Origin of the sequence: Robertmurraya sp. DFI.2.37 (assembly GCF_029211245.1) — a bacterium.
Taxonomy (GTDB): domain Bacteria; phylum Bacillota; class Bacilli; order Bacillales; family Cytobacillaceae; genus Robertmurraya; species Robertmurraya methanolica_A.
The window spans coordinates 12,471-38,830 of sequence record NZ_JARGEJ010000018.1; the positions used below are offsets into that span (position 1 = coordinate 12,471).

Here is a 26,360-nt window from a genome sequence, read left to right on the forward strand (position 1 = left end):
AGAACCTTTTGCACAAAATTTGTGAATTATTTTATGAATATCATTTAATTTACCTTCTGCCAATTTCGTTTTGCTATGATTGAAGGCAATAAACTAAGAATAAGAGATATCAGCTAAATTATTTGATATCTCTTAAACTGTGGAGAAAGCATTAGAAAACGAGAAGTATAAAAATATCGACCACATATAAAATCTAATTTTTCAATACAGCGGCAAAAATTCATATACAAAGTATATGTTTTGTTAAATTCGTGAATAGATCATAATTTATGGAATTATAGTGATGCCCCAGAATCGGGATCTGATTCTACATCCCACCAATCTGCCATCTGCTTCCTCCATTCGTTTGCTTTTTGCTGGTTTCCTACTTTTTCATAGAGTGTTATGAGTGGTTGATATAGCTCGATGGCACCGATAGCAGAAATGGTTTTACTTAGTTGGTGAATAGCAATAGCGTACTCCCCTTTGCGTACAAGTTGTTCAGCATTCCAAAGAACAAGGTCCGCGATTCTTCCCTCAGTTTGTGTACGTAATTGAATAAACCATTCATCGTGATGTGTTTCGAGGAAATTTGTTGGTAATTGCTGAATAAGCTGATTTACTTTTTGTTCTTTTCGATCTGGAGATAATTCCTCTAAAGCATTTTCAACTTCCTTTAAAAAAGTTTTCGCATCGCATACTAGATTTCCTTTAATCATGACACGCTCTCGATCAACCACTAAGTATTCCTCACTCGCCAGCTGTTTGCGCAAATATGATAAGCATACACGTAGATTTGTTTTAGCTTTAGCAAGTGGTATTTCTGGCCAAAGGGTTTCACAAATTTGCTCTCTTGATACGGAACCGTTAAAAACAAGAAATAGTAGAAGGGACTTCGCAAAGCGCCTATTCCATCCAGTTGTAATCTCTTCCCCATTTATGAACACTTGAAACTGTTGTAATAAGTTCACTTTCAACTCATTTGAACGTTCAGAATTTTTCAGACTCTCTTCTTGAATTTTGGCAACATAGTCTAAAATTTGGTTGTCCATTGATTGAATAAAGGGGTCTTCTATCTGATTTTCGCTGCGAGACTCTTCAATAAAATCGAGAATCATTTCAGCTATTACGAGTGGCTGGTCCAACACAATTAAACTGGAAGCATTCAGAACGGTGATAAAACGGCAATGTCGCAAATGCAAGGTTTGGTGCTGTAAATAGTGGGATGGGAACAATGCGTCTTTCACACCAGATAGAATAAGAATAGGACAGCTTACTTTTTCAATATCTGAGATAGGATCAGCACTAACTGTTAAATCCATCACCTTTTTATAAAGATCAAAGGAAATGGTCTCGGCGTAGTTTCGAAGTTTTATCAACTCCGAATGTCCTTTTGGTAACGTGGTAGCATGGGTGTCTAAGTATTCATGTGGAATTTGCCTCTTTCCCGTTCCTAATTTACTTCGGTGTTCTCTTATTTGTTCTATCGTGTGCGGAGGATGGCAAGGCATAGCCATAAGGGTCAGTGAAAGAACATGGTCAGGATATTTTGAGGTGTAGCGAGCTCCTATAAGCGCCCCCATCTGCCAGCCAATAAGATGTACTTTCGTTAATTTTAAGTGCTGCAGAAGTGCTTCTAGATCGGTGACGAAGTGGGAAATAGCTAATTCTTCAATAGGGGTGTCATTGTCACTCATACCATAACCTCTTAAGTCATAGGTTAAGATATTAAACGAATTTCCTAAATAAGGAAGTATACAATCAAATGCGCGCAGATCAACAGCATTTGCATGAATTAGTACTAGTGTTTCTGAATTTCTTTCATAAGCTGGATGAAATACATAGTGTATCTTTCGATCATTAATGTTAAGAAATGCCATAGTATCTTCCCTTTCTCTCTATTTGTGGAGCCTGTTGCGTTTGTGTAACGCTTTATTTGGTATACTCTATTTTGATTTTGCGATAGGTCATAAGTCCTTAGAAGAAGAGATTTGTAGATGGTCTTTCCAGTTCAATGAAAGGAGTGTTAGAAGAAGGTAGAAAAAGGGTAAGTGGAAGGTTTCAACACTCATATAAATGGGCACAGCTATGATATTAATCTACTATATGTACCGTATTAAACTGAATTTCGAAGTCGGTAATCGTGAGCACAGTTTTTATTATAACAAAAGATTTTATTAAACAATATTGTCTCTTGTGAAATCCTGTTTCACAAGCCATTCACTTATATTGAAAGATCCCAGAGGGAAATGAGACAAAAATCATAAACAAAAATTAATCATAGAAAGTGAGGAATCATTGATCAAGTATGGGACAAACACAACATAAACTCATCACTGCTTTTGTTGTATCGTCATTGGCTGTTTCAACTATATCCCCCATGCAGGGACTAGCTAGTAGTTTTACTGATGTGTCAGATCTTCACTGGGCAAAAAAAGCGATAGATTACATGAAAGAAAAAGGAATTGTCCGTGGGTATACAGATGGCACATACAAGCCAGAAGCATTTATTACTCGTGGAGAACTGGCAGTAATGTTGGCTAACTCCCTTCAACTAAATCTGGATGGTATAGAAAAGCAATCATTTATAGATATACCTGAAAACTCATTTGCCTTTTTGCATGTGGCTGCTTTACAAAAACACTTTCCCCATATATTTAAGAGTAATGGTGGATATTTTCATCCTAATCAAGTAATAGATCGGCAAACATTGGCACATTTAATTGCCAAAACTTATGAAGTGGAGATGAACCGGGAAAATCAAATGATATTTACTGATGTGGATGATTCACATCCTTATTCTGAGGACATTCAAGTTTTGGCTAGTAATGGAATTGTTGTGGGGGATGGAAATGGCCGTTTTAAACCTCGAAATCCTGTTACACGTGCTCAAGCAGCACAGTTTATTTATAATGTCCATCATTATGAAGGACCAGAAAAAATTGAGCAGATTAAAGCAATTAGTAATACTTCTGTTGAGATAACGTATAAAACGGATGTTGATATTGAAAAACTAAATTTCTTAATAACAGATTTACAAATTGTTCATATTGAAAAAACAGATAATCATACGGTTGTTTTGACCACTTCTTCTCAAACTGAAGGCAAGAAATATGTTTTAAAAGAGAGTGGGCGAACAATTGGTGATTTTATCGGCTATCCAAAAAAGGAAGAGAAGCCACCTTCTCACGGTGGTGGGTCTACACCTCTAACTCCCCAGCAGCAAGTAGATGCTGCAATTCGAAATGCTGTGGCGAGAGGAAATGACTTTGTCGTTGTCAAGGCGAGAGGTGGCGGAGATATAACCGTTACCACTGATTCGAAGTTGGATATTTATGTAGAAGTAGATACAGTAAGAGATTTAACAATTAAGGGATCGAATATAGAAAATGTCAAGATTCGCAAAGTGGGTTCAGAGCAAGGATTAATAACTGGGGACTTAGTTGTTGATACTCCTAAAGCAGATGTCGAGTATGAAAACCCTGTAAAATTGTTAGGCACATTGTATATAAAAGATGTTTCAGGAAATTCTTTCGTAAATTATGGAGAACTAAATAACGTGGATATCTCCGACTCAAATATTTCTCACTTTGTGAACCATGGGAGAATGGGAATTTTAACAATCAGCAATAATGGTAATATCGCAATTGATGGTTCTAGTTTAATTGACCTTGTCTATGTTCAAGATGCTGCAGAAGTTTCAATCCCGAATAATGCTAAAGTAAAAAAAGTAGTTGTCATGCACAGAAATGCCAAAGTTTCTGCTCACTCGGAAGTTGAGGTTGTATATGCTTATGAAGTAAAGCCAATAGAGAATGTAAGATTCAATGATTTAGATCCAGGTGTAGACATAAGAGGAGAAATTATATTTACTGCTACTGGGGCCATTAACTCAGGTGCTACTTCTCTTCAAATTGATGTGAATAACATTCATGTCATATCCATTCCATTAAAAGGATTAGAAAATGAAGAGATTACATACTCTATGGCAGATATTGATTTACAAGAGGACGATACTATTACATTATCCACAATAAATGAGTATGGTGTTGTTTCAGCTCCGATTGAAGTAAAAGTTGTCAATAATATTAGGGGAAAGTCCCCTGCTTTGACAGGGAAATTATTGAATGGACAACTATTCGAAGTCACTTTTGAGGAACACCGTGACTGGAGAGAAAGCATTATTGCCATTGTTAATGAAACAAATGGTTCATCCATTCCACTTTCATATGTCGATACAAGTAATCCCGGAATCATCATCATGGATCTTTCGAAAGTAGATTTTACGCCGGGTAACTATACAATCCGTATAGATGCTGAGGGATATGAACCTGCAAAGTTTATAATAGAAATACTAGAGTCGGTATTAATTCCACCAAATTTAACAGGCGAAGTACTTAGCCCGCAACAGTTTCAAGCATCTTTTGCTGATGACCCAAAATGGAGAGAAAGTATAACAGATGTTTGGGATGTAGCTAATGAGAGATGGATTAGAAAAACAAAGCTTACCACAACAGAAGAAGGCAAATTGACTTTGAATGTGGAAGGCAGGACCTATCAACCGGGCACCTACGAATTTTTAATTAAAGCAGAAGGTTATGAGGATGCAGTCCTTACTGTAAACGTGCCAAAACTAAAGGATGCACCTGTAGTGAGAGGCTATGTCACAGGTACAAATCAATTTGTTATTGAGTTTGAAGATGATCCGGCTTGGCGTGAAAACGTGAGGTATGTATACAATGAGACCCAAAATCGATCGATATATATGGGTGAAATTGATACAAGCCAGGATGGTAAAATTACGATAAAACAAACTGGATATGTTTATGATACTGGTATCCATATATTTCGAATAGAAGCAGAAGGCTATGAACCTGTGAGAATAGCGATTGAAAAGCCAGAACCTTTCAAACCACCAACACTCATGGGTGAGGCAATTGGTCCAGAGCTCTTTCAAGCCACTTTTCCTGACGATCCAGAATGGAGAGAGAGTATAACAGATATTTGGGATATCACAAATGAAAAGTGGATTGGAAAATCAAAGCTAACAACGGAAAAAGGCAAATTGATTTTAAATGTGGAAGGTAAATCTTATGGGCCAGGAAGGCATGGGTTCTCTGTTGACGCTAGTGGGTATGAACGGGCAGAATTTTTTGTGGAAATACCAGAGTATGACTTGCCACCTAATGTAGTATCTGCCTATGTGACAGAAAACAATGAAATGGTCTTTGAATTTTATGATAATCCGGATTGGAGAAATAGAATAGATCTAGTGTACGATAACACAAACCGTCAATACTATCTTCGTGAAAAAATAGATGTGAGTCAGCCGGGGAAAGTGATTGTAAATCTTGGTTCGACATCTCTTTCAGGAAAGGTAAGTTTCTTTCTTCAAGCTCAAGGATACGATAATGTATCAGTTGAGGTAGAGATACCAGAGCCCGAAATACCAGAGCCTAAATCGCCTGAATTAACTGTGGAAATCGTTGAACCAAATATATTCGATTTCATTTTCCTAGATAATGCAGAATGGAGAAATAACATCACTAATGTATATAATGAAACGACTGGGACCCCCATTCATCTGAGTGAGGTAGATAGAAGTATACCAGGGAAATTACGCATAAACTTAAAATCCTACTATTATGTTCCAGGTACTTACACTCTTTCTTTTCATGCAACTGGATACCCACCGGCAATGGTATTATTGGAAGTTCCAATGCCCCCTCAACCTCCAGTTTTAACAGGAGAAGTTATCGGCGTGAATATATTCCAAGCTACTTTTGTAGATGACCCAAAATGGCGTGAAAGTATTACGGATATTTGGGATATGACACATAAAAGATGGCTTGGGAAATACAAGCTCAATACGATAGAAGCAGGCAAGATCATATTGGATGTTGAAGGACGTGATTATCCACCTGGAATTTACGAATTCTCCATTGCAGCAAACGGATATGTTAGGGGAACACTTTTTGTAACAGTGACGCAGTGAGTTCTGTTTTAGTGAGCAAGGAATCGCTTCCTTGCCTCATTTTGAAATGATTCAATGAAGATTCCTTTTAAACAGTCTTTGTAATAAGCAAGAGTCAATGTGACATTAACTATTTTTTTTGCATTCCAATTGATTTCTGCAGAGGATATTCTTTTAGGTTACGGAGTAAGCTAAAAGCAGTTAATAGATTTCAAGTATACCTAATAATATATATTTTCAATTTTTGCTGTACAAATATCAATTGAATGCCGGGTTATATAAGGAATAAGCAGCAGTAAAGTGTACCCATTCTAGCAATTTTACGCAAAGTTTGTAAAAAAACGTAAGAAAGAAGGCGGAGTTTTGTTCATATAGTCTTTATGAAGCCATAAATATATCTCTATACTAGTTTAACATCCCTTTTCTAGAATACAGTTGAATACAATTTCTAGATAGGAGATGGTTCACTTGAGTAAAAAATGGTTGATAGGGACAGGGGTTGCGTTGACATTGTTTTTGACCCCATTTAGTCAGGCTTTTGCGGATGGCATAACAGAAGGGGAGAGAAAAAAGGTCGATAATGTTGCACATCGTGGTGCATCAGGCTATGCCCCTGAAAATACGATTGCTGCTTTCGATTTAGCAGTTGATATGAAGGCGGACTATATCGAAATCGATGTGCAAAGAAGTAAAGATGGTGAACTGGTATTGATTCATGATACAACTGTGAACCGCACAACAAATGGAACGGGAAGAGTTGGAGAATTAACTTTGGAGCAGCTTCGCAAACTTGATGCAGGAAGCTGGTTTGGGTCAGAATTTGCGGGAGAGTTAATCCCGACTTTCGATGAAATCCTCGATCGTTATCGTGGGAAAATTGGAATTTTAGTAGAATTGAAGGCACCTGAGCTTTACCCAGGAATTGAAGAACAAGTAGCCGAGGCATTAAAAAAGCGTAACATGGATAAACCGAAAAATAATAAAATCATCATTCAATCTTTTAATTTTGAATCGGTAAAGAAGGTGAATGAGCTTCTCCCACGAATTCCGATTGGTGTCTTAACATCTAATCGTGCAGATACGACGGTCGAAGCTTTGCAGGAGTTTTCAACCTATGCAGACTGGTTTAACCCAAGCTACGGCATTGTAACAAAAGAAATGGTAGAGCAAGTGCACGCCCTTGGAATGAAAATTGGTTCATGGACAGTACGGACGCCAGAAGCGGCAGATTTCTTATTTGAAATGGGCGTTGATGCGATCATAACGGATTATCCAGATTATGTTGATCCGCGTAATTAATGGGGCTGATGCTTGAGAAGACCTCTCGCTTTAAGCGAGAGGCTTCTTTTTGTTAGAAAGCCGTTTTGACTGGTAAGGCAGTAAAATATATAGTAGGAAATAGATAAGCATATAGTGCATTTTTTCAGCTAATTTATAATGACAAAGGGGCTAGCTTTTTTATGAGGGAAAGTATCAAGATATTTGAAAAGTATTTAGCAGGTATTGATCATCCTGAGCATCGAGAACGAACTGAAGCTATTTTAACATGGATAGCAGAAAGATATCCTAATTTAAAACCGGAATTCAAGTGGAATACACCGATGTTCTCTGACCATGGCACTTACATCATCGGTTTATCGATAGCAAAGAAGCACCTGAGCATATCACCTGAAGAAGCTGGTATAGAGCAATTTGCAGATGATATTGCGCAGGCTGGATATAGTGCAACGAAAGGGTTGTTTCGAATTCAATGGACTGAGCCTGTTCACTACGAGCTATTGGAGAAAATGATTGAATTTAATATAGAAGATAAGGCTGATTATCCTAAATTTTGGCGATAAATCATCTGAGTCTCTTAACTAGAAAGAAGAGTGGTGTCTCGACATGACAACGCGTAATCCAAAGGTTGATGAGTTTTTGAGTAAAGCTATGCAGTGGAAAGAGGAATTCATGAAGTTGCGGGAGATTGCTCTCGCAAGCGGATTGAGAGAGGATTTTAAGTGGATGCACCCTTGTTACACGCTCAATGGAAAGAATATCTTTTTATTCCATGGATTCAAGGAATATTGTGCGATTCTCTTTCATAAAGGGGCTTTATTAAAAGATAAGCACGGCATTCTGATTCAACAAACGGAGAATGTGCAAGCTGCACGCCAGCTTCGTTTTACGAATCTTCCAGAAATCGTTGAATCAGCGCTTATCATAAAAGAGTATATAAACGAGGCGATTGAAGTTGAAAAGGCTGGATTGGAAGTAGCCTTAAAGGAGAAAAACGAATTTAGCGTCCCTGAAGAATTGGAGAAAAAATTCGCTGAATTGCCTGACTTGAAAGTGGCTTTTGCATCTTTAACGCCAGGAAGACAAAAGGGGTATCTCCAGTATTTCTCTCAAGCAAAGCAATCGAAAACTCGTGAGACAAGAATTGAAAAATCAATCGAACGTATTCTTATGGGAAAAGGCTTAAAAGATTGTATTTGTGGATTATCCAAAAAAATGCCTAATTGTGATGGCTCCCATAAAAATGTTAGATAAAAAAGCAAGAAGGGCTGACATCCAATTAATATGCTTTCCCTTAGATAGACAAATAAAAACCTGTTTTATCTTAAGGGGAGCATATCATATCTATCGAGTCAGCCCATTTTTACTTTTAAAAAATGAGGTTAACCAGTTAGAACATCCTCACTAGGGTATTTTATTTTTTCAATTTCCGGTCGCGCTAAAGAAAATGCTAGAGTAAGTGGACCTAGCTTACCAAAAAACATAACAAAAATAATAATCAATTTTCCAATCGTTGATAATTCCGCTGTGATTCCCATCGATAGGCCTACAGTCCCGAAGGCGGAAATGACTTCAAACAGTAATTTCAAAAAAGGCAGCGGTTCAGTTATATTTAAGGTAAAGATGGCTAAAAAAATAAAGGAAGCACTGATGGTTAAAATAGCCAAAGAGCGAAAAACCACCTTTTCTTTAATGGATCTTCTTCCGACCGTTATCCTTTGCTTTTCTCTTAAAAAAGTAATAACAGAGAATACGATAACTAAGAAGGTTGTAAGTTTAATTCCACCTCCGGTCGATGCACTCCCGGCTCCTATAAACATTAAAAGAAGCATAAGTGTTATCGTACCTTCATGTAAGCTACCTATATCTAACGAATTGAATCCTGCTGTACGCGGCGTTACCGCTTGAAAATAGGCTGCCCAAATTTTATCTCCTAATGAAGACAACGCCCCAAGTGTGCTTGGATTATTGTATTCGAGAGAGAAGATAATCATCATGGCTATTAAGTTTACTACCAGTGTTCCGATGATCATCAGCTTGGAATGGAGGTGTAAATTTTTAAATCTCCGCTTATCCCATATGTCTGCTAATACGGTAAAACCAATCCCGCCAATGATAAAAAGAAAAGTGATGACTAGATTTACGATAGGATCTCCGACATATCCTGTTAAACTATCAGTCCATATTGAAAATCCAGCATTGTTAAAAGCTGAGATAGAGTGAAAAAAACTGTAATACAATCCGTGTTTCCAGCCGAATTCAGGAACCCATCTAATCGCAAGAAATAACATTGCTATTATTTCAATCGTAATCGAATAGATAAATAGTCTTTTTACTAATTTTATAATTCCCCCTAAAGTAGTTTGGTTAAGGGCTTGTTGAACAACCATTCTTTGTTTAAATCCAATTTTTTTTCCTAAGGCCATATAGATTAGAACAGCAAAAGACATAATCCCTAATCCACCCACTTGAATGAGCGCTAGTATGACTAGCTGCCCAAAGATCGTGTACATCGAGCCCGTATCAACCACTGCGAGTCCAGTCACTGTCATCGCGGAAGTTGCTGTAAAAAGTGCATCGATAAGGTTAATAGATTCAGTTGTCGCAAAAGGCAATTTAAGCAGCGCTGTACCGATAATGATAAAAAATAAAAAAACTAGTACGAGTAGTTGAGACGGATTGAAGTGAATATTTTTATACTTCATAATTAGACACCTTTTTCTTCAAATACGGCAATATCTTGATTATGTCCAATCACAATTAACACATCTCCTTCTGCAATCACTTCATCTGCCGATGGAGAGATAATAAATGTGGCTTGACGTTGAATCGCAACAATTGTGCATCCGTATTTAGAACGAACATTAATCTCGCTTAAGTTGCGGCCGGCAATTTTTTTAGTGGCAATCATTTCAACCATGCTATGCTCTTTAGATAACTCAATAAAATCAATCATTTTTTCAGATACAATATGATGAGCAATTCTTCGGGCAACATCACGTTCCGGATGAATTACCCGATCTACTCCGATCTTTTTAAGAACCTTCGAATGATAGTCATTTTGCGCCTTAACCCAAACAACCGGGATCCCGATTTCTTTCAATATTAAAGATGTTAATATACTTGTTTGCAAATTGTCTCCAAAGGAAACAAAGGCATGATCAACATTCCGAATGCCTAGACTATTTATCGTTGTTTCATCTATCACATCTAAACAAACTGCATATGTTGCATATTTAGAGAATTCGTTAACTTTAGCCTCATCTTTATCAATCGCAATTACTTCCACGCCCATTTTGTAAAATTCCTTTACAATCGTTCCACCAAAGCGCCCAAGGCCGAAGACTGCAAATGATTTTTTTCTCATTTTTCAATTCTCCTCGATTGTTATTTTTTTCCATCAGAAAAACCACAGGGGGAAACCCTGTGGTCAGTTTGCTAGGCTCACAAGTTTAATCACCCTTCCTCAACGCTTACGAAGTTAGCTGTCGGATTCGGGTCAAGAAGTAACCCTACCTTTAAAAGGATTCACCCCAAGTAGCATTTAACTGCTACAAATTGGTTCCCCCGTTCCTTTCGGATTCAGCGATTAAGATGATAAAAATTAAATTATATGAGTAATATACTCCTCGAAATATGAATTGTAAATACTGTTTAGGGCAATTTTTTTTTAAGAGCATTTAGGGAATCTTTGTGTGCGTTTTTAAAAATGGAAGAATGACAGGCGTTCTCAGATTTGATATAGAAAAGGGGGATAATTGTAAATAAAGCAACAAAAGAAAACATGTGCCTCTAAAGAATATCCTTTTGACTTTCTACCGATAGACAGCCTCATATTTTTAGCTTGAACTTTGTTTCTCATAAGAAATTAGTTCACTTTTAACTACCCACCCGTTATTCATTTATATCCCCTCTATTATTTTCAGAGATGTTTGCTCTGTTCTTTCCGGTTTTGGCACCCTTACATTGGGACTACGTTCAGGATACCGAGTGTTGTTAGTTTAGTTTGAAGCCTGCATTGAAAAGAGATAAAACAATCCTCAGTTGTTGACAATCATGGAATAGTTGTTTATACTTCTTTATATATTCAACGTTGAATAAACAAAGGAGTAATTTTAGTGACGAAACTATTAGTATTAGCAATGCTCAGTATACAGCGAATGTCAGGTTATGAAATTAAATCGATGCTTGAATTGAATGATGCACAAAGATGGGCTGGGGTATTGCCGGGCTCGATATACAATGCTCTCAAAAAGCTTGAGAAAGAGGGGTATATTGAAGTGGCCAGTATTGAAAGTAGCGGTCACCGACAAAAAGCTATTTATAAAATTACACCTAGTGGAGAGGCCTATCAAAAAGAATTAGCCTTAGAGTGTCTTGGCAGTTCAAAGGTGAATTATCCCACTGATTTATATTCTGGGATTTCTCTTGCTTATCAACTTCCTAAGGATGAAGCGATTGAACAACTAACGAAAAATAAGGAAAAATTAATCCTTGAATCTCAAGCTGTCAAGAGTGGCCTAACAGAGAAAGAAAAAGCATTGCAAGGAGAAATTCCACAATTAACCAATGTGGTGTTTAATCATATGTTTGAAATGATTGAATCGCAGATTAAGCTTATTGAGGCTACTATTGCCATTATTGAACAAAAATAACAAAGCCATTTTAAATGGCTTTGATTTTGATAAAATAGTCAAAGTTGATTATACAAAGGAGAGTATGTATGAGGCTAATTGAATTTACAAATGTTGAGAAAAGCTTTAAAGGTAGAAAGGTGATCGATGGATTGAATTTTTCGATTTATTCTAATGAAATTATTGCATTAATTGGTTCTAACGGTTGCGGAAAAACAACTACGATTCGAATGCTCTTAGGGATCACTGAACCTGATAAAGGAATGATTAAGAGATGGTCAGTAGATTTTAATAAAAAAGTCGGTGCACAGCTGCAAACAACTCCTTTTTTTGAAGGCCTTAGTGTGGAAAACAATTTAAAGCTGTTCAGTATTTTTTATCAGTCAAAGCTGACAAATGAAAAGATCGCAGAAATATTGAGAAATTATAATCTATTGTCTGTAAAAAATACGTTAGCTTCCAAGTTATCATTAGGTCAACAAAAGAGGCTAGCCATTAGTATCACAACGCTGCACAACCCAGACTTGGTAATTCTAGATGAGCCTACAGCAGGTCTTGACCCAAGCGGACAGCGAGAGGTTCAAAATATGATTCGGCGCTTAAAGGAACAAGGGTAAAGTGTTTTATTCTCCTCCCATGATATGTTAGAAGTCCGTAATACAGCTGATCGAATCTTAATAATGGATCGAGGGAAGTTGTTAGAAGATGGGGGACTGGAAACCATCCTTAAGAAACATGGTGTATCAGGTTTTGAAGAACTATATTATCAATTAATCAAAAAGGAGAATCAAAATGGCTAATATTATTCGGATTTCACTTGAAAAGGATATAAAGGATTTCTATCTCTTATTCTGGTCCATTTTTTTACCATTTGCTACACTTGTGTCCTTGGCTATCTTTGAAGTAAATGTAAATGAAAATATATTAGTTGGTCTCATAACGATGAGCATCTTTTTCTATTGTTGTACAACGAACTCATTTTCCATTTTTGCGCAAAGGAAGCGTGGTGTTTTTGATTTATTGACGATCACTCCTTTTTCTTTATGGAAATACCTTAGTAGTATTACCATTAGCCAGACTGTCATTGCTTGCACGGTTTCGACTCTGTTGTTGTATAGTGAAAATAGCATATTTGATTTGAAAATATCAGCATTACAGTTTGTATTGTTTATACCCTTTTTCTTTATCGGCTCCGCCATATTTACCTTAATGGGTTTCATACTTTCAAGCTTTCCTAAAAATGAAGGACAATTAAGCATTAGTTCGAATCTCGTGATGATTCCTCTTTTTCTCTGCAGCAGCATCTTTTTTAAGCTTGGCAATTCTCCTATGGTGGTTCAATGGCTTAGCTGGATTAACCCTGTTGAGTGGCTACAAAACGGTTATCGTTCTATCTTAGCGACTAACTATGCTGATTATTTAGTTTCCGTTGCGGTTCTTTTCGTATTTTTAGTCATCACTCTTATAATCTCGATCAAAACTTTTCGAATGAAGGAGACTTGAGTTTGCCATTTAGGAGGAGTTCAAAGTAGCTTATAAAAATGTATTTTACAACAAAGATTGAATTCCGCTCCGCAAATTGATATAGTAATTTCAAATATGTATTCAATGATGTGATCAAGTAAATAAGGATTGTGAACCAGAAAATATAGCCTTGGCTGAAAGCTATATCACCTCTCCTTATTGAAACCTACCACGGAGAAGTTAGTAAACCTAACCGAGTCGTTTCGTTAAAAACGTTAGAGGGCATAAAATTTTTATGTCGAACTAAGGTGGTACCACGTCTATAAGCGTAAAGACGTCCTTATATAGGACTCTTTATGCTTTTTTTAGGTCATATTATTTTTTCAGGAGGAAAGAACATGTCTCAAAAAACAAAAGATTTTTCAAAATGGTATATTGACACTATCCAAAAAGCGGATTTAATGGATTATACACCTGTTCGTGGCTGTATCGCATTTAAGCCAGATGGCTATGAATTATGGGAACATATCCAAGCTGAAATGGATAGACGTTTCAAAGAAACTGGTCATCGCAATGCCTACTTCCCAATGTTAATTCCTGAATCGTTTTTCCAAAAGGAGAAGGATCATATCGAGGGCTTTTCACCAGAATTACCTTGGGTAACGGAAGCGGCAGGAGAGAAATTAGAAGAGCGTTTAGCACTTCGTCCAACTTCTGAAACGATGATTGGTCACCTTTATTCTGACTGGATTAAAAGTTATCGCGATCTACCAGTTTTAATCAACCAATGGGCAAATGTGTTTCGTTGGGAGAAAAAAACATTGCCATTCATTCGTACGTCTGAGTTTTTATGGCAGGAAGGTCATACGGCACATGTCGATGAAGAAGATGCTCGTAAAGAAACAATGCAAATGCTAAATATCTATAAGGAAGTCGTAGAAGGACTGTTGGCCATCCCTGTTTATGATGGTCAAAAAACACCATCAGAGCGTTTTGCTGGTGCTGTTGACACCTATTCCATCGAAGCGATGATGCAAGATGGAAAAGCTGTACAAGCTGGTACTTCCCATTACTTAGGGACAAAGTTTGCAGAAGCATTCGATATTAAATATTTAACGAAAGAAAATAAACACACATATGTTCATACAACGTCTTGGGGAACATCGACTCGTTTAATTGGCTCAGTTATTATGGTTCATGGCGATGAGCAAGGACTTGTATTACCACCAAGAATTGCTCCAACGCAAGTAGTGCTTATTCCTGTAGGCCCTTGGAAAAAGAATCCTGCTATTATGGAGAAATTAGATGAGATTTTTGCAGCTCTAAAAGCAAAAGGAATTCGTGTCCGTCTTGATGACAGCGATCAATCACCAGGGTTTAAGTTTAATGAGTGGGAATTAAAAGGAGTTCCAGTACGAATTGAGCTCGGCCCTCGTGATTTAGAAAATAATCAAGCCTTAATGAAAGCACGTGATGAAGGGGATAAAGTTTCTGTCGCGTTAGAATCTGTCATTGAGGCGGTTGAAAAAGAATTGGAGACGATGCAAACGCGCCTATTCGAAAAAGCAAAAGCCTTCCGTGCGGCGAACTCGCATACACATATCGATACGCTTGAGCAGTTAGAGCAGCATTTAGCCGAATCTGAGCAAAATGAAACAATTCCTGGTTGGATCTTAGCTGGTTGGTGTGGGGATGATGCTTGTGAAGAAAAGGTGAAGGAACAAACGAAATTCACAACTCGTAACATTCCATTTAACCCACCGACAACAAAAACCACTTGTATCTGCTGTGGACAAGAAGCGAAACATACCGTCTGGTTTGCCCGTGCGTATTAATCGGAAAATGAAAAGCCAACTTCTTTCGTAAAGAGGTTGGTTTTTTGTCGTCCAATTATGGAATAATTAAATTTACATATATCTCCGTCCCTTGGTATGATAATGATGTGGGGTGAAGCCCTATAATTGTATGTAACAGGGTGTTATCACTATGATTATTCAGTTCATTCGTTATAGATAAGAAGAGGTATAGATAGTTTATGGACCCAAATTTTGTTTTTTTTGAAAACGAAAAGAGGGTTTATTTGTCTATGCCTTTTTCATTTATTGAATACGAATGAATGAGGTGAATTCTTTGTTACCAAAAAATAAAAGAATGATGAGTGCGGAGTTTGTAAGCAAGCATCTATTTCTGTTTGCTTGTCCCTTATGTCATGCTTCGATGAAGGTTTTCGAATTAAAAAGTTTAGTTTGTTCCAATCAGCATACTTTCGATTTTGCAAAGCAAGGGTATATTAATTTAACGACGGGTCAAATAAAAACGAAATATAGTAAGGAACTTTTTGAAGCGCGAAGAACACTAATGACAGAATCAACATTTTTCAAACCGGTAGTCGAGACGATAGCAAAACTAATCAATAAAGAGGGAATTCAAGCAAAAAAAGAGCTGTCCATTATTGATATGGGCTGTGGAGAAGGTTCCCATCTTGCTAGTATTTGTGATTTAGTATCAGCCAAGGGTAATAAAAAAGTGGTAGGAGTAGGTATTGACTTAGCGAAAGAAGGAGTTGTGGTTGCTGCTAAAAATTATTCTGAAAATAAGTTATGGGCTGTGGCGGATTTAGCACGTACTCCTTTTATTAACAAGCAATTCGATGTGATTCTCAACATCTTATCTCCCTCTAATTATGCTGAATTTAATAGATTGTTGAAGGAGGACGGACTTGTCATAAAAGTGATCCCTCAAACTGATTATTTAAAAGAGTTAAGGGATTATTTCTTTCATGAAACAGAAAAGCAAACCTATTCAAACGAAGAGACTGTGGAAAGATTTCAAGATAGTTTTCGTTTTGTGGACAGCTCAAGGCTGCGTTATCGTGATCATTTAAATGGACCGTTAATCTGGCCATTAGTTCAAATGACGCCTTTAACATGGGGGATAACAGATAAGCAAGCTGCATCTTTTTTAGAAAAGGAAAGTATAGAAGTGACCATTGATCTAGAAATTATGATTGGCAGAAAGTAATTGAATTTAAAAAACTTTTAAGGAGGGAATATTGCCTTAAAGTTTTTTATGTACGATGGTGTAATAGAAAGAAGTAAATGGAGGAATAAATAATGACTGCAGAACTGATTGTAAGAGATGAAGTACTTATTGATGCACCCCCTGCAAAGGTCTGGAAGGTCCTGATTACCCCAAAATATGTGGCACAGTGGGATGAACTTCCTGAAGATTATCCGAGTGGGGATATGTCGAAAGGAAGTGAGGTTGTTTGGGAACATAACGGTGAGAAGACAATAACGACGATTATAAAAGCAGAGGAAATGAAGGAGCTACAAATTGCTTTATACCAATCTAATTGGGAAGTGCAGCCGGATGAAGGGGACGTAGCGTATCGCTATAAATTAGAAGAACGAAATGGCAGTACCCTTTTAAAAATCGAAATAGGTGATTTTTCACTTATCGAGAACGGCCAAATGTATTATGATGCCTCCGTTGAATTTGCATCGAACTCAAAACATGTGATCAAAGGACTAGCAGAAAGTCTATAACTGTCATTGCACTCAAAAAAACTTGGAATCATGACATGCTCCCTTAAGGGTAGAGATTTAAAAATAAACATCTGCTTACTTTAAGGGGGTAAGATTTTTAAGAAATAGTACGAAGCGAAAGACCGCCATTCAAAGATGGTCTTTCGCTTCGACCGTATTCTTATTTAGAAGCAGGCATCTTGTAATCCATAATCGACGCTACCGCTGTTTTCCAGCCTTCATACTTGCTTTCTCGTTCTGTGTCTTTCCAGTTAGGGAAATATTCGTCTTCCATTTGGTAAATTTGGTCGAGGTTTGCTTCTGTCCAGAAGCCTATCCCTAAACCACCGGCGTATGAGGCACCGAGAGCTGACAGTTCTGCGGCCTTTGTCGTAACAACGGTTTTCCCTAGAAACTCCGATTGAAGCTGCATCAGCATTTTATTTTTTGAGGCACCGCCGTCTGCTCGTAATTCATATAATTTGATTCCTGTTTCATGACTCATCAGGTCAACCACATCACGAATTTGATAAGCGATGCTTTCTAAGCAGGCCCGGAGTATGTGAGAGCGGGTTGTGGAACGGTTCATTCCCAAGATGGCTGCTCTGGCATTCGGTCTCCAGTAAGGAGCGCCAAGACCAACGAAGGCAGGGATCACATAGACTCCTTCTGTATCTGGAATAGAAGAGGTTAACTCTTCCAGCTCTTCGAAGGTCTGAAACAGGTTCATATTATCTCGTGCCCATTTAATTGTATCCCCACTTGTATGAATAATTCCTTCTAGTGCATATCGGGTTTCGTTTTTCAGTTTCCATGCCAGTGCTGACACCAGTCCGTGTGTGCCTGTAACTGGTTCCGAGCCAACGTTCATGAGAACGGAGGAACCTGTACCATATGTCGCTTTCCCCATACCGGTCTCTGTGCAGCGCTGGGCAAATAGGGCGGCCTGAGAATCTCCCATGACCCCGCAAATAGGTAGTGAAATCCCTGCTTCAACTAAATCGGGATCTGTGACATAGCCGAAAAGGTCATCAGATGCTCGTACTTCTGGTAAAAGCAATTCCTCTAATTCAAACAGCTGAATAAGCTCTGGGTCCCATTGAAGGGAATGGATATTAAACAATAAGGTTCTGCTGGCATTTGTGTAATCAGTTGCATGAACAGTTCCGCCAGTTAATTTCCAAATGAGCCAGCTATCAATGGTACCTGCTCTCCACTGACCGATGATTTCTTGGTTCTTAATAAGGTTTAAGAGCCATTTCCACTTGGTTGCTGAAAAATAAGGATCTAAAAGCAACCCTGTTTTAGAAGTAATAAGAGGTTCTTGGCCGGATGATTTATATTCTTCGCAGATATCCGCAGTTCTGCGGCATTGCCAAACAATGGCTCGGTGTATAGGCTGCCCTGTTTCAGCATCCCAAATTAAAGCTGTTTCTCTTTGATTGGTAATAGTCAAGGCTGAAATCTCTCCGAAGGATACGCTAGCTTCAGCTAGGACCTTTTTTATAAGCTCTTTCACATTCTCGTAAATTTCGTTAGGGTCATGTTCTACCCAACCAGCTTGTGGGTAAAACTGTTTATGAGGCTTGGACCTCTTTTTTACAATTTGTCCTTCTTTATTAATAAGAAGAGCCTTTGTTCCAGATGTACTTTGATCGAGTGCTAGTAAATAGGTTTGCTTCAATGCTTATCCCTCTTTTCTGAGGCCTTCTTCAATGATTGTTGCAACATTCCCAGCACTAATTCCGTAATGGTTGAATACTTCAGCCGTTTTTCCAGCAATTGGCGGTTCATCTGGAATTCCGAGAATTTTCAATGGAACTGGGCAATGCTGGGAAGTAGTCTCTGCTACCGCTGCTCCAAGCCCGCCATAAATACTATGCTCTTCTAAAGTGACGATAAAGCCAGTTTCTTTAGCAGCTTTAATGATTTCTTCAGTATCAAGTGGTTTAATGGTGTGCATATTGACAAGACGGGTACGAATTCCCCTTTGGGCAAGAAGAGCACATGCATCTAGTCCGACCTTTACGGTTTCACCACATGCGATAATCGTGGCATCAGTTCCTTCATGTAACCGTACTGCCTTGCCGATTTGAAAATCATAGTCATCTGATTCATATACATCCTCTACAGGATTGCGACCAATTCGCATATACACTCCACCATCATAATGCACGAGTGCTTCGGTCATTTTTTTTGTTTCATGGCGGTCAGCAGGGAGCATAACGGCAAGACCTGGGATCGCCCGTGTTACGGCGATATCCTGTAAGGAGTGGTGAGACATCCCTAAAGCTCCGTAACTAACTCCGCCACTGATACCTACAAGTTTGACATTCGTACCAGAGTAGGCTACATCCACTTTTATTTGCTCGATACTTCTCATGCTCAGGAAACAAGCTGGTGAAGTGATGAACGGCTTTTTCCCGCTATGGGCTAACCCTGCAGCCACTCCCACTAGATTCTGCTCTGCTATTCCCATTTCAACAAATTGATTTGGGTATTTTTCGGCAAATGGACCCATCGCTGCAGAACCACGCGAATCACTTGCAAGAACGATAATATCTTGGTTATCCTTAGCTAAATGCATGAGTGTATCACATATAACTTGGCGATTTGCAATTTTATTCATGTGATTGCCCCTCCTTAGAGACCAAGCTCTCGATCTGCTTTGTTAGTTCTTTTACGGCAAGAGCTAATTCTTCATCACTTGGAACGCGATGGTGCCAACCAATCGCATTCTCTGCAAAAGAAACTCCTTTTCCTTTTACTGTATTAGCAATAATAAGGGTTGGTTTTCCTTCTGTATATGGAATAGAGTTGAAGGTTTCCATCAAGGAAACAATATCATTTCCATCAATGGACACGACATGCCAGCCGAAGGCCTCCCACTTTTTATCAAGAGGGTCCAGTCCCATCACATTTTCTGTGTTTCCGCTAATTTGCAGGCTGTTACGGTCGATGATCCCTACTAAATTATCAAGCTTGTAATGGGAAGCGGACATGGCAGCTTCCCAGATGGAGCCTTCCGCCTGTTCTCCATCTCCCATTAAGCAAAACACGCGATAATCTTTATGATCTCTTTTGCCAGCTAGAGCCATACCCACTGAAATTGGAAGCCCGTGTCCAAGAGCACCTGTATTCATTTCAATTCCAGGAACTTTATTATTCGGATGTCCGATTAATCTAGTTCCAAATTGAGAGAACGTTTCTAATTCACTTTTTGGAAAGTATCCAAGGTCGGCTAAAATACACCATAAAGATTCAACAGAGTGCCCTTTACTAGCGATAAATCGGTCGCGCTCATCCCATTTTGGCTCTTGTGGGTTATGGCGCATCGTGTGGTAGTAAAGAACCGTTAATATATCGGTGTTACTAAGGGATCCGCCAGTATGGCCAGCTTTAGCATTATGAATCATTTGAAATAGGCGTATGCGAATTTCGGCAGCCTTTTTCTTTAAGTCAATGATATCCATCACTTTAAATCACTCCCTCTTAACCATGCTTTAATTTCTTCCTCGGTCGGGTCAACTGGGTCAGGATTCAAACCGGGAATATAGTTACATGCTTCGTATAGAGCTGGAATCACATTTGCGTGTATTCCAACAGAATGGTGGACGTATGGTCCTTTTACCAACTTTTCTTCCCAAAGAGGCCAATCGTTTACTTCTACCCAAACGTAGGAACCTCTTGTGTAAGGGCCTTCGATTCCTTTCGCTTTGCCTAAGAAAATAGAGTATTCACCGTGATCACCATCAAAGCGGGCGAGAGTCATCGAACCACCGCGGATTTCCCCCTCATGTGTACCAGGTGAATGGTCATCAAATAAGAAATGTCTTCTTAATTGCGGCTTATCTTCCACGCTCAACGATACAGGGAAGTTACCACAATGGAAGAGCAGCTCACCGTTATCGTTTTCTGGATGTCTAATCGTTAAATCAGCGAAGAAAGTTGGACATGTATTGAGTGTTGCTGCTTGAACCATGACAGAAGTTATCGCCCCATGAATATCCGTTTCACAAGTAACTGGAATCTGTTCATCTGTTAAAATAGCATTTGCTAAGCAAGGCATGATTCCCATTGAATCCTGGAGGGAAGACCAGCATTGGATGGCGATTGCTGTACATTTGTTTTCTGTTGCGATGGTTTTCATCGCTACCTTTAAGGATGCGATCCTTCTAATATCTTCATCACTTACATCAATGGCATCCAAATTTGTTCGAATATATTCAATGGCTTCAGCTAGTTCTGGAGTATCTTTCTTTTCGACCTTCTGAGAAGCTCTTTTTATGTCTTCTAATGTAATGGGGTGGAGCTCGATTCCGAAACGCTCCAATAGTTCACCTTCATTGCACATCATCGTCCAGAAAGAAGTAGGGCGTGGTCCGATTTGCAAGATTCGTAGAGAATTGAAAGTCTTTACAACATTAGCTGCAGCAATGAAGTTTTTAAATCCGCGCTCAAAGACGGGATCGTCAACACGACAATTTGTAATATATGTGAACGGAACATTGAATCTTCTGAGAACTTTACCGGTAGCAAACAAACCGCATTGTGTATCTCTCAGCCGCATTCCATCTTCAAGTGGTGCTTCGTCCCGCGGTCCCCATAAAAGCACAGGTTTACCTAATTCTTTAGCCACGCGAGCAACCGTATCTTCAGTTCCAAAGTTGCAATGAGGGAAGAAAACGGCATCTACATTCTCTTCTTTGAAACGTTTAAGGATTTCTTCCGATCCAATTAAATCGTTATACAATAAGCCTTCGGAGTTTATCCCCTCTAAATCAACAATGTCGATATCTAAACCAAAAGACTCCATTTTTTCACGAATTTGCACTTTATAACGATAAGCATCCTCTGCACTAAACGTAAAACGTCTAGTTGGGGCATAACCTAATTTTAATTTAGCCACCTCTATTTCCTCCTTGTGTGTTGATTTAATCAAATCGTAACATCGTAAAAATTCGACGTCAATAAAATAATTTAGTGTTTTTACTAAATTATTTTATAATCAACTTAATTTTTGCATATTGAAATAGGTAGGTAGACCTTGATTTAACTGGGTAAGCTTCCAATTTAGCATTTTAACTGATATGGAATGACCTTTGAATCCTTTTGTCCTTGTTTTTTAGACTTCTTGAAGGAAGTAGAATTAACTGTTCGCAGCGTGACCGCTCAATCGTCACAAATCTCATCGTAAAGATCATATAATCGAAACCTCATGTCTATTGGGCTATACTTTGAATTTCTACATTAGCATTTTGAACCTCTGAGCCACCGCTTTGTATCGTTTTGTGAGCAACTCTACTAAACGGAAGGCTGTTTTTAAGTGCGTTTTTGGACAACATCGACAACTGTGCTGATAGAATTTATTGCACATTTGTCGATGCGAAAGTTGAGTAATGGATTAGTAAAGATGGTATATTCAATTTACTATAAACTTGGTTATGACTTGTACATATCAAAAAATGTGAGTAAACTAAAATTGTTTATGAAAACAGTTAATATTGTTCACGGCTGGCATACCGTAGAAATTTGTTCTTTTGGAGAGGACTTAATCATATATCTTTGGGAATTGCAAATATTGTACGGGTGGAAGTAATAATCAAAAAATGATGTAACGGACGGTGGCAAAGAAATGAAATTAGATGATATAGCAAAAAAAGCTAATGTATCAAAGTCGGCGGTGTCCCTTGCTCTTAGCGGGAAACCAGGAATAAGCTCAGAAACTAGGGATAAGATCTTGCGAATTGTAAAGGAGACGGGATATATACCTCGTTCAATGGTTAAAGCGGAGCAAGTTTATGGAAGCAGCAAAAAAATACTTCGTTTTTTAGTATTTTCAGATGCGCGGTTTATAGGCTTGCAATATCATAAACAGCCATTTTTTATGGAGCTTATTCATTATATTGAGGAGCATTGTAGGAAAATGGGGTATTCCTTGATGTTTTCGACAGTAGATATAACTCAGTTTGATAAAGATATTGCTAAACTAAATGATGAAGTTGAGCATAGTGGCATTATTTTACTAGGAACGAATTTAGAAAAAAAACAAATAGAAGAGATAGGGGAAAACAACCCCAATTTAGTCGTATTAGATACTTATGTACATGAGTTAAATGTCGATTTTGTCGTGATGAATAATATCATGGGTGCCTATCAGGCAAGTGCTTATTTAGTTGAGCAGGGTCATAAACATATAGGGTATGTACAATCAGAATACAGAATGCATAATTTTGAAAATAGAAAGCGGGGATTTCAAAAGGCCAAGGAGGAATATGGCTTTGTTTCAATGGAGGAGGATGTGTTTCTAATGTCGCCAACCGTATTATCCTCTCAAGAAAGATTCCAAAAAGAAATACAAAAGAAAATGGACAAAAATGAAACATTGCCAACTGCCTTGTTCTGTGAAAATGATTACCTAGCTATTAGTGTTATTAAATCGTTGCATGAAATCGGTTTGCGCGTTCCGGATGATATATCGGTGATTGGATTTGATAATATCAAGGAGTCTGTAGTTATCTCTCCGGAGTTAACGACTGTTCATGTAGATAAAGAAACTTTGGCAGCGAAAGCAGTAGAACAGCTGATTCGGCTTATCGAAGAAAAAGATAAAATGGGAATCAAAACAGTTGTTGATACGAAAATAATTGAGAGGAAATCAGTAAAAAAATTTAGTGTATAATAGTTTTCAGGAGGATGGGATATCCTCCTTTTTTATGCGCATTTCCCCTTGTATCTATTGATAACTTGTATTGGTTAGAAATAGTTTGAAAAAACTTAAAACTATCCATTGACACCTAAACTAAAATATTTTAGAATCTACTCATGGAACATGTTTCATAGTTCATTAAACCTGTTTATTCGTGAAATTTATACTAAAATAATTTAGTGTGGCGTTCTAGCCTTTAATTAAGTAACGTCATTGCAAATTTTTTAAAAAGATTCTGACCATTTTGGATACATATGAAAACGCTTACCCTTGTAGTGAACTTTGCCAACTTTAAAGGGGTGAGGGATTATGACAAACATGCGGAGAATTGCCAAAGAGGCTGGTGTAGGGATCGCTACGGTCTCTCGTTATATCAACAATACAGGGTATGTAAGTGATGAGCTAAAGAAGAAAATTGAAGAAGCGATTGAAAGAACGAATTATCGACCTAATGAATTAGCGAGGGCTATCTTTAACAGAAACTCTAAAATCATTGGTCTTATCGTTCCGAATATATCAAATCCATATTTCAACGAGCTTGCCCTCATTATTGAAGAAGTTGTAAGTGAGGCGGGGTACTCCATTTTTCTTTGTAATACGAACGACGAGCTGGAAAAAGAAAGGCATTATATTAATGTCTTGCAAGGACATCGGGTGGCCGGAATTATTACGGTGAGAAGTCGATGTAAGGAAGAATATACATTTCTAGGTGTTCCAGTTGTTTCTTTTGAAAGCGTTATCTCTAACGAGATTGTTACTGTAGCGACTGATAATGTTAAGGGCGGAAATCTTGCTTTTAACCATCTTTATGAATGCGGTTGCCGGAAAATTGTTCACGTATCCGGTCCGAATTATTCCAGTGCTATTACAGACCGATGCAGTGGCTTTTTGAAAGAAGCCGAAAAGAAGCAGATAACAATCGACCTTCTCCAATTTGATACAGATTTTCAGCGGAAAATGCTAGAGTCCAATATTCGGGCACTTGAAGATATAGAGAAGTATGATGGAATTTTTGTTTTTAATGATATCGCTGCGGCAACAGTCATCCGATATTGTCAATTTAAAAAGGTGAAAATTCCTGAGGAAGTTCAAGTGATTGGATACGACAATAGCTATATTGGTGAATTTTTATATCCATCACTCACGACGATAGAGCAATCTATACAAGAAGTAGGTATAACATTGGCAGATGTGGTTATTCGTCTAATAAGAGGAGAAGAAATTAAAGAACGGCGTATATCGATAGAACCGAAGTTAATAAAGAGAGAAACTACCAAATTACAAAGTAACTCTGTTCAGGGGGTGTGATTATGGAAATAAGAATGACGGACATTAATAAAAGCTTTGGGGATGTCCAGGTTTTAAAAAATGCTGGAGTCCATGTTAAAGAAAGAGAAATTCATGCCCTTATGGGGGAAAATGGTGCTGGTAAATCCACCTTGATGAAAATTTTAACAGGGGTCTACACGAAGGATTCCGGCAAGATCGAAATCAATGGCGAGGTTCAAGAAATCGAAAGTATTCGAGATGGTGAAAATAAGGGAATTGCTTTTATCCATCAAGAATTAAATGTTCTGAATGAAATGAGCATCGTCGATAATATGTTTTTGGGGAAAGAAATCAAGAATAAATTCGGACTAGTAGATAAGAAAACTATGGCGAAGCTTGCGAAGGAAAAGCTTTTATTACTTGGTCTAGATGTTGATCCGAACACGTTAATAAAGGATATCTCCGTAGGAAAACGCCAGCTTGTGGAAATTGCGAAAGCGCTTTTAATGGAAGCAGAGTTAATTATCATGGATGAACCGACGGCTGCATTAACAGACAAAGAAATTGACCTGCTTTTTAAAATTATTAGAGATTTAAAGGGAAAAGGCGTGTCATTTGTATATATATCTCACCGTATGGAAGAAATATTTGAATTATGTGATGAAATCACAATTATGCGTGATGGGGCTTTCATTGGTCAGAAGACAATTACAGAAACAAATTTTGATGAAATTGTCAGCATGATGGTTGGATATGACCTAGATGACCGATTTCCGAGAGTTGATGTGAAACCAGGAGAAGTGGTGTTATCGGTTAAAGATTTAACACATAAAGGCAAATTTGAAAATATCAATTTTGAGGTATGTAAAGGTGAAGTTCTTGGTTTCTCAGGATTAATGGGCTCAGGCCGTACCGAAATCATGCATGCCATATTTGGAAGTATTCCTTTTGATTCTGGAACAGTGTATATCAACCAGAAGGAAGCTAAAATTAACTCCCCTATTGTTGCACAAAGATTAGGAATCGGTTTCATTACCGAGGATCGAAAAAATGAAGGGTTAGTGCTCAGTTTTTCCGTAGCTGAAAACACGGTGATGCCATCTTTAAAAACTTTTACGAAAAATAAACTCATTCAAAAAGGGCAGATTTCAGAAGTTGTTGCGGAATATATAAGGAAGTTGAATGTACGAACCCCTAATCAGACAATAAATGTCGGAAACCTTAGTGGAGGAAATCAACAAAAGGTCGTGATTGCGAAATGGCTCATCACAAAACCTAGAATTCTTATCCTTGATGAACCAACAAGAGGTGTCGATGTTGGAGCCAAAAAAGAAATCTATGAAATTATTAATGAGCTAAAAAAAGAAGGAGTTGCTCTTATCGTTGTATCGAGTGAACTTCCGGAAGTGCTGGGAATCTCAGACCGTATAGCGGTTATGCATGAAGGGAAGCTTAAGAAAATCCTTGATATTAACGAGGCGACTCAAGAAAAAATCATGGAATATGCAACAGGTGGGGGGGAATAA

The 26,360-nt window shown here is 38.1% G+C and carries 20 protein-coding genes, 1 riboswitch and 1 other annotated feature; of the genes, 13 read left to right on the forward strand and 7 right to left on the reverse strand.

Annotated features, from left to right (window positions below; all coding sequences use genetic code 11):
• Positions 1 to 275: 275 nt before the first annotated feature.
• Positions 276 to 1,859, reverse strand: coding sequence for an alpha/beta hydrolase (locus PZE06_RS11725; RefSeq protein WP_150915811.1), 1,584 nt, complete (start codon positions 1,857 to 1,859; stop codon positions 276 to 278).
• Between the two features lie 428 nt (positions 1,860 to 2,287).
• Between PZE06_RS11725 and PZE06_RS11730 the strand changes: the two genes are divergently transcribed.
• The 4 genes from PZE06_RS11730 (at position 2,288) to PZE06_RS11745 (ending at position 8,485) form a co-directional block, all read left to right on the forward strand.
• Positions 2,288 to 5,974 carry an S-layer homology domain-containing protein gene (locus PZE06_RS11730; protein WP_150915812.1) on the forward strand — a complete coding sequence of 1,229 codons (3,687 nt, stop codon included), beginning with the start codon at positions 2,288 to 2,290 and terminating at the stop codon, positions 5,972 to 5,974.
• Between the two features lie 447 nt (positions 5,975 to 6,421).
• Positions 6,422 to 7,252 (forward strand): glycerophosphodiester phosphodiesterase, encoded by an 831-nt coding sequence (locus PZE06_RS11735; RefSeq protein ID WP_150915813.1) that lies wholly within the window; start codon positions 6,422 to 6,424, stop codon positions 7,250 to 7,252.
• Between the two features lie 161 nt (positions 7,253 to 7,413).
• Positions 7,414 to 7,794 carry an iron chaperone gene (locus PZE06_RS11740; RefSeq protein ID WP_306421191.1) on the forward strand — a complete coding sequence of 127 codons (381 nt, stop codon included), beginning with the start codon at positions 7,414 to 7,416 and terminating at the stop codon, positions 7,792 to 7,794.
• A 43-nt stretch (positions 7,795 to 7,837) separates the two neighbouring features.
• Positions 7,838 to 8,485, forward strand: coding sequence for a YdeI/OmpD-associated family protein (locus PZE06_RS11745; RefSeq protein WP_150915814.1), 648 nt, complete (start codon positions 7,838 to 7,840; stop codon positions 8,483 to 8,485).
• A 128-nt stretch (positions 8,486 to 8,613) separates the two neighbouring features.
• On the opposite strand, the gene PZE06_RS11750 is transcribed toward PZE06_RS11745, so the two are convergent.
• Together PZE06_RS11750 and PZE06_RS11755 are read right to left on the reverse strand one after the other, a co-directional pair.
• Positions 8,614 to 9,936: a TrkH family potassium uptake protein gene (locus PZE06_RS11750; protein WP_150915815.1), complete on the reverse strand. Its 1,323-nt coding sequence runs from the start codon at positions 9,934 to 9,936 to the stop codon at positions 8,614 to 8,616.
• A gap of 2 nt (positions 9,937 to 9,938) precedes the next feature.
• Positions 9,939 to 10,598, reverse strand: coding sequence for a potassium channel family protein (locus PZE06_RS11755; protein ID WP_150915816.1), 660 nt, complete (start codon positions 10,596 to 10,598; stop codon positions 9,939 to 9,941).
• A gap of 88 nt (positions 10,599 to 10,686) precedes the next feature.
• Positions 10,687 to 10,829: riboswitch (cyclic di-AMP (ydaO/yuaA leader) on the reverse strand.
• A 520-nt stretch (positions 10,830 to 11,349) separates the two neighbouring features.
• On the opposite strand from PZE06_RS11755, the gene PZE06_RS11760 reads away from it, so the two are divergent.
• The 6 genes from PZE06_RS11760 to PZE06_RS11785 all read left to right on the forward strand — a co-directional run bounded on the left by PZE06_RS11760 (position 11,350) and on the right by PZE06_RS11785 (position 16,877).
• The gene (locus tag PZE06_RS11760) at positions 11,350 to 11,886 is read left to right on the forward strand and encodes a PadR family transcriptional regulator (protein WP_150915817.1); all 537 of its coding nucleotides are present in this window, start codon (positions 11,350 to 11,352) and stop codon (positions 11,884 to 11,886) included.
• Positions 11,887 to 11,954: 68 nt separating this feature from the next.
• Positions 11,955 to 12,482: an ABC transporter ATP-binding protein gene (locus tag PZE06_RS11765; RefSeq protein ID WP_225315187.1), complete on the forward strand. Its 528-nt coding sequence runs from the start codon at positions 11,955 to 11,957 to the stop codon at positions 12,480 to 12,482.
• A gap of 175 nt (positions 12,483 to 12,657) precedes the next feature.
• Complete coding sequence (locus PZE06_RS11770) at positions 12,658 to 13,368, forward strand: ABC transporter permease (RefSeq protein WP_095310772.1); 711 nt, start codon at positions 12,658 to 12,660, stop codon at positions 13,366 to 13,368.
• Positions 13,369 to 13,464: 96 nt separating this feature from the next.
• Positions 13,465 to 13,674 (forward strand) — a binding site (T-box leader).
• Positions 13,675 to 13,727: 53 nt separating this feature from the next.
• The gene (proS, locus tag PZE06_RS11775; protein ID WP_150915818.1) at positions 13,728 to 15,164 is read left to right on the forward strand and encodes a proline--tRNA ligase; all 1,437 of its coding nucleotides are present in this window, start codon (positions 13,728 to 13,730) and stop codon (positions 15,162 to 15,164) included.
• Between the two features lie 295 nt (positions 15,165 to 15,459).
• On the forward strand, positions 15,460 to 16,350 hold the full coding sequence (locus PZE06_RS11780) for a putative RNA methyltransferase (protein WP_225315188.1): 891 nt from the start codon (positions 15,460 to 15,462) through the stop codon (positions 16,348 to 16,350).
• Positions 16,351 to 16,442: 92 nt separating this feature from the next.
• Complete coding sequence (locus PZE06_RS11785) at positions 16,443 to 16,877, forward strand: SRPBCC family protein (protein ID WP_150915819.1); 435 nt, start codon at positions 16,443 to 16,445, stop codon at positions 16,875 to 16,877.
• Between the two features lie 160 nt (positions 16,878 to 17,037).
• On the opposite strand, the gene glpK is transcribed toward PZE06_RS11785, so the two are convergent.
• The 4 genes from glpK to PZE06_RS11805 are packed head-to-tail and all read right to left on the reverse strand — an operon-like array spanning position 17,038 to position 21,765.
• A complete protein-coding gene (glpK, locus tag PZE06_RS11790) occupies positions 17,038 to 18,540 on the reverse strand; it encodes a glycerol kinase GlpK (RefSeq protein WP_150915820.1) in 1,503 nt (500 codons plus the stop codon).
• 3 nt (positions 18,541 to 18,543) lie between these two features.
• Positions 18,544 to 19,485 (reverse strand): transketolase family protein, encoded by a 942-nt coding sequence (locus tag PZE06_RS11795; RefSeq protein WP_137743904.1) that lies wholly within the window; start codon positions 19,483 to 19,485, stop codon positions 18,544 to 18,546.
• On the reverse strand, positions 19,478 to 20,329 hold the full coding sequence (locus tag PZE06_RS11800; protein ID WP_150915853.1) for a transketolase: 852 nt from the start codon (positions 20,327 to 20,329) through the stop codon (positions 19,478 to 19,480). Before PZE06_RS11800 ends, PZE06_RS11795 begins: the two co-directional genes overlap by 8 nt.
• Positions 20,329 to 21,765, reverse strand: a complete 1,437-nt coding sequence (locus PZE06_RS11805) for an L-fucose/L-arabinose isomerase family protein (RefSeq protein WP_150915821.1) — start codon at positions 21,763 to 21,765, stop codon at positions 20,329 to 20,331. Before PZE06_RS11805 ends, PZE06_RS11800 begins: the two co-directional genes overlap by 1 nt.
• Before the next feature lie 726 nt (positions 21,766 to 22,491).
• Between PZE06_RS11805 and PZE06_RS11810 the strand changes: the two genes are divergently transcribed.
• The 3 genes from PZE06_RS11810 to PZE06_RS11820 all read left to right on the forward strand — a co-directional run bounded on the left by PZE06_RS11810 (position 22,492) and on the right by PZE06_RS11820 (position 26,360).
• Positions 22,492 to 23,538 carry a substrate-binding domain-containing protein gene (locus PZE06_RS11810; protein ID WP_095310758.1) on the forward strand — a complete coding sequence of 349 codons (1,047 nt, stop codon included), beginning with the start codon at positions 22,492 to 22,494 and terminating at the stop codon, positions 23,536 to 23,538.
• Positions 23,539 to 23,874: 336 nt separating this feature from the next.
• The gene (locus PZE06_RS11815) at positions 23,875 to 24,873 is read left to right on the forward strand and encodes a LacI family DNA-binding transcriptional regulator (RefSeq protein WP_150915822.1); all 999 of its coding nucleotides are present in this window, start codon (positions 23,875 to 23,877) and stop codon (positions 24,871 to 24,873) included.
• Positions 24,874 to 24,875: 2 nt separating this feature from the next.
• Entirely contained in the window at positions 24,876 to 26,360 is a 1,485-nt protein-coding gene (locus PZE06_RS11820) for a sugar ABC transporter ATP-binding protein (RefSeq protein WP_150915823.1), read from the forward strand.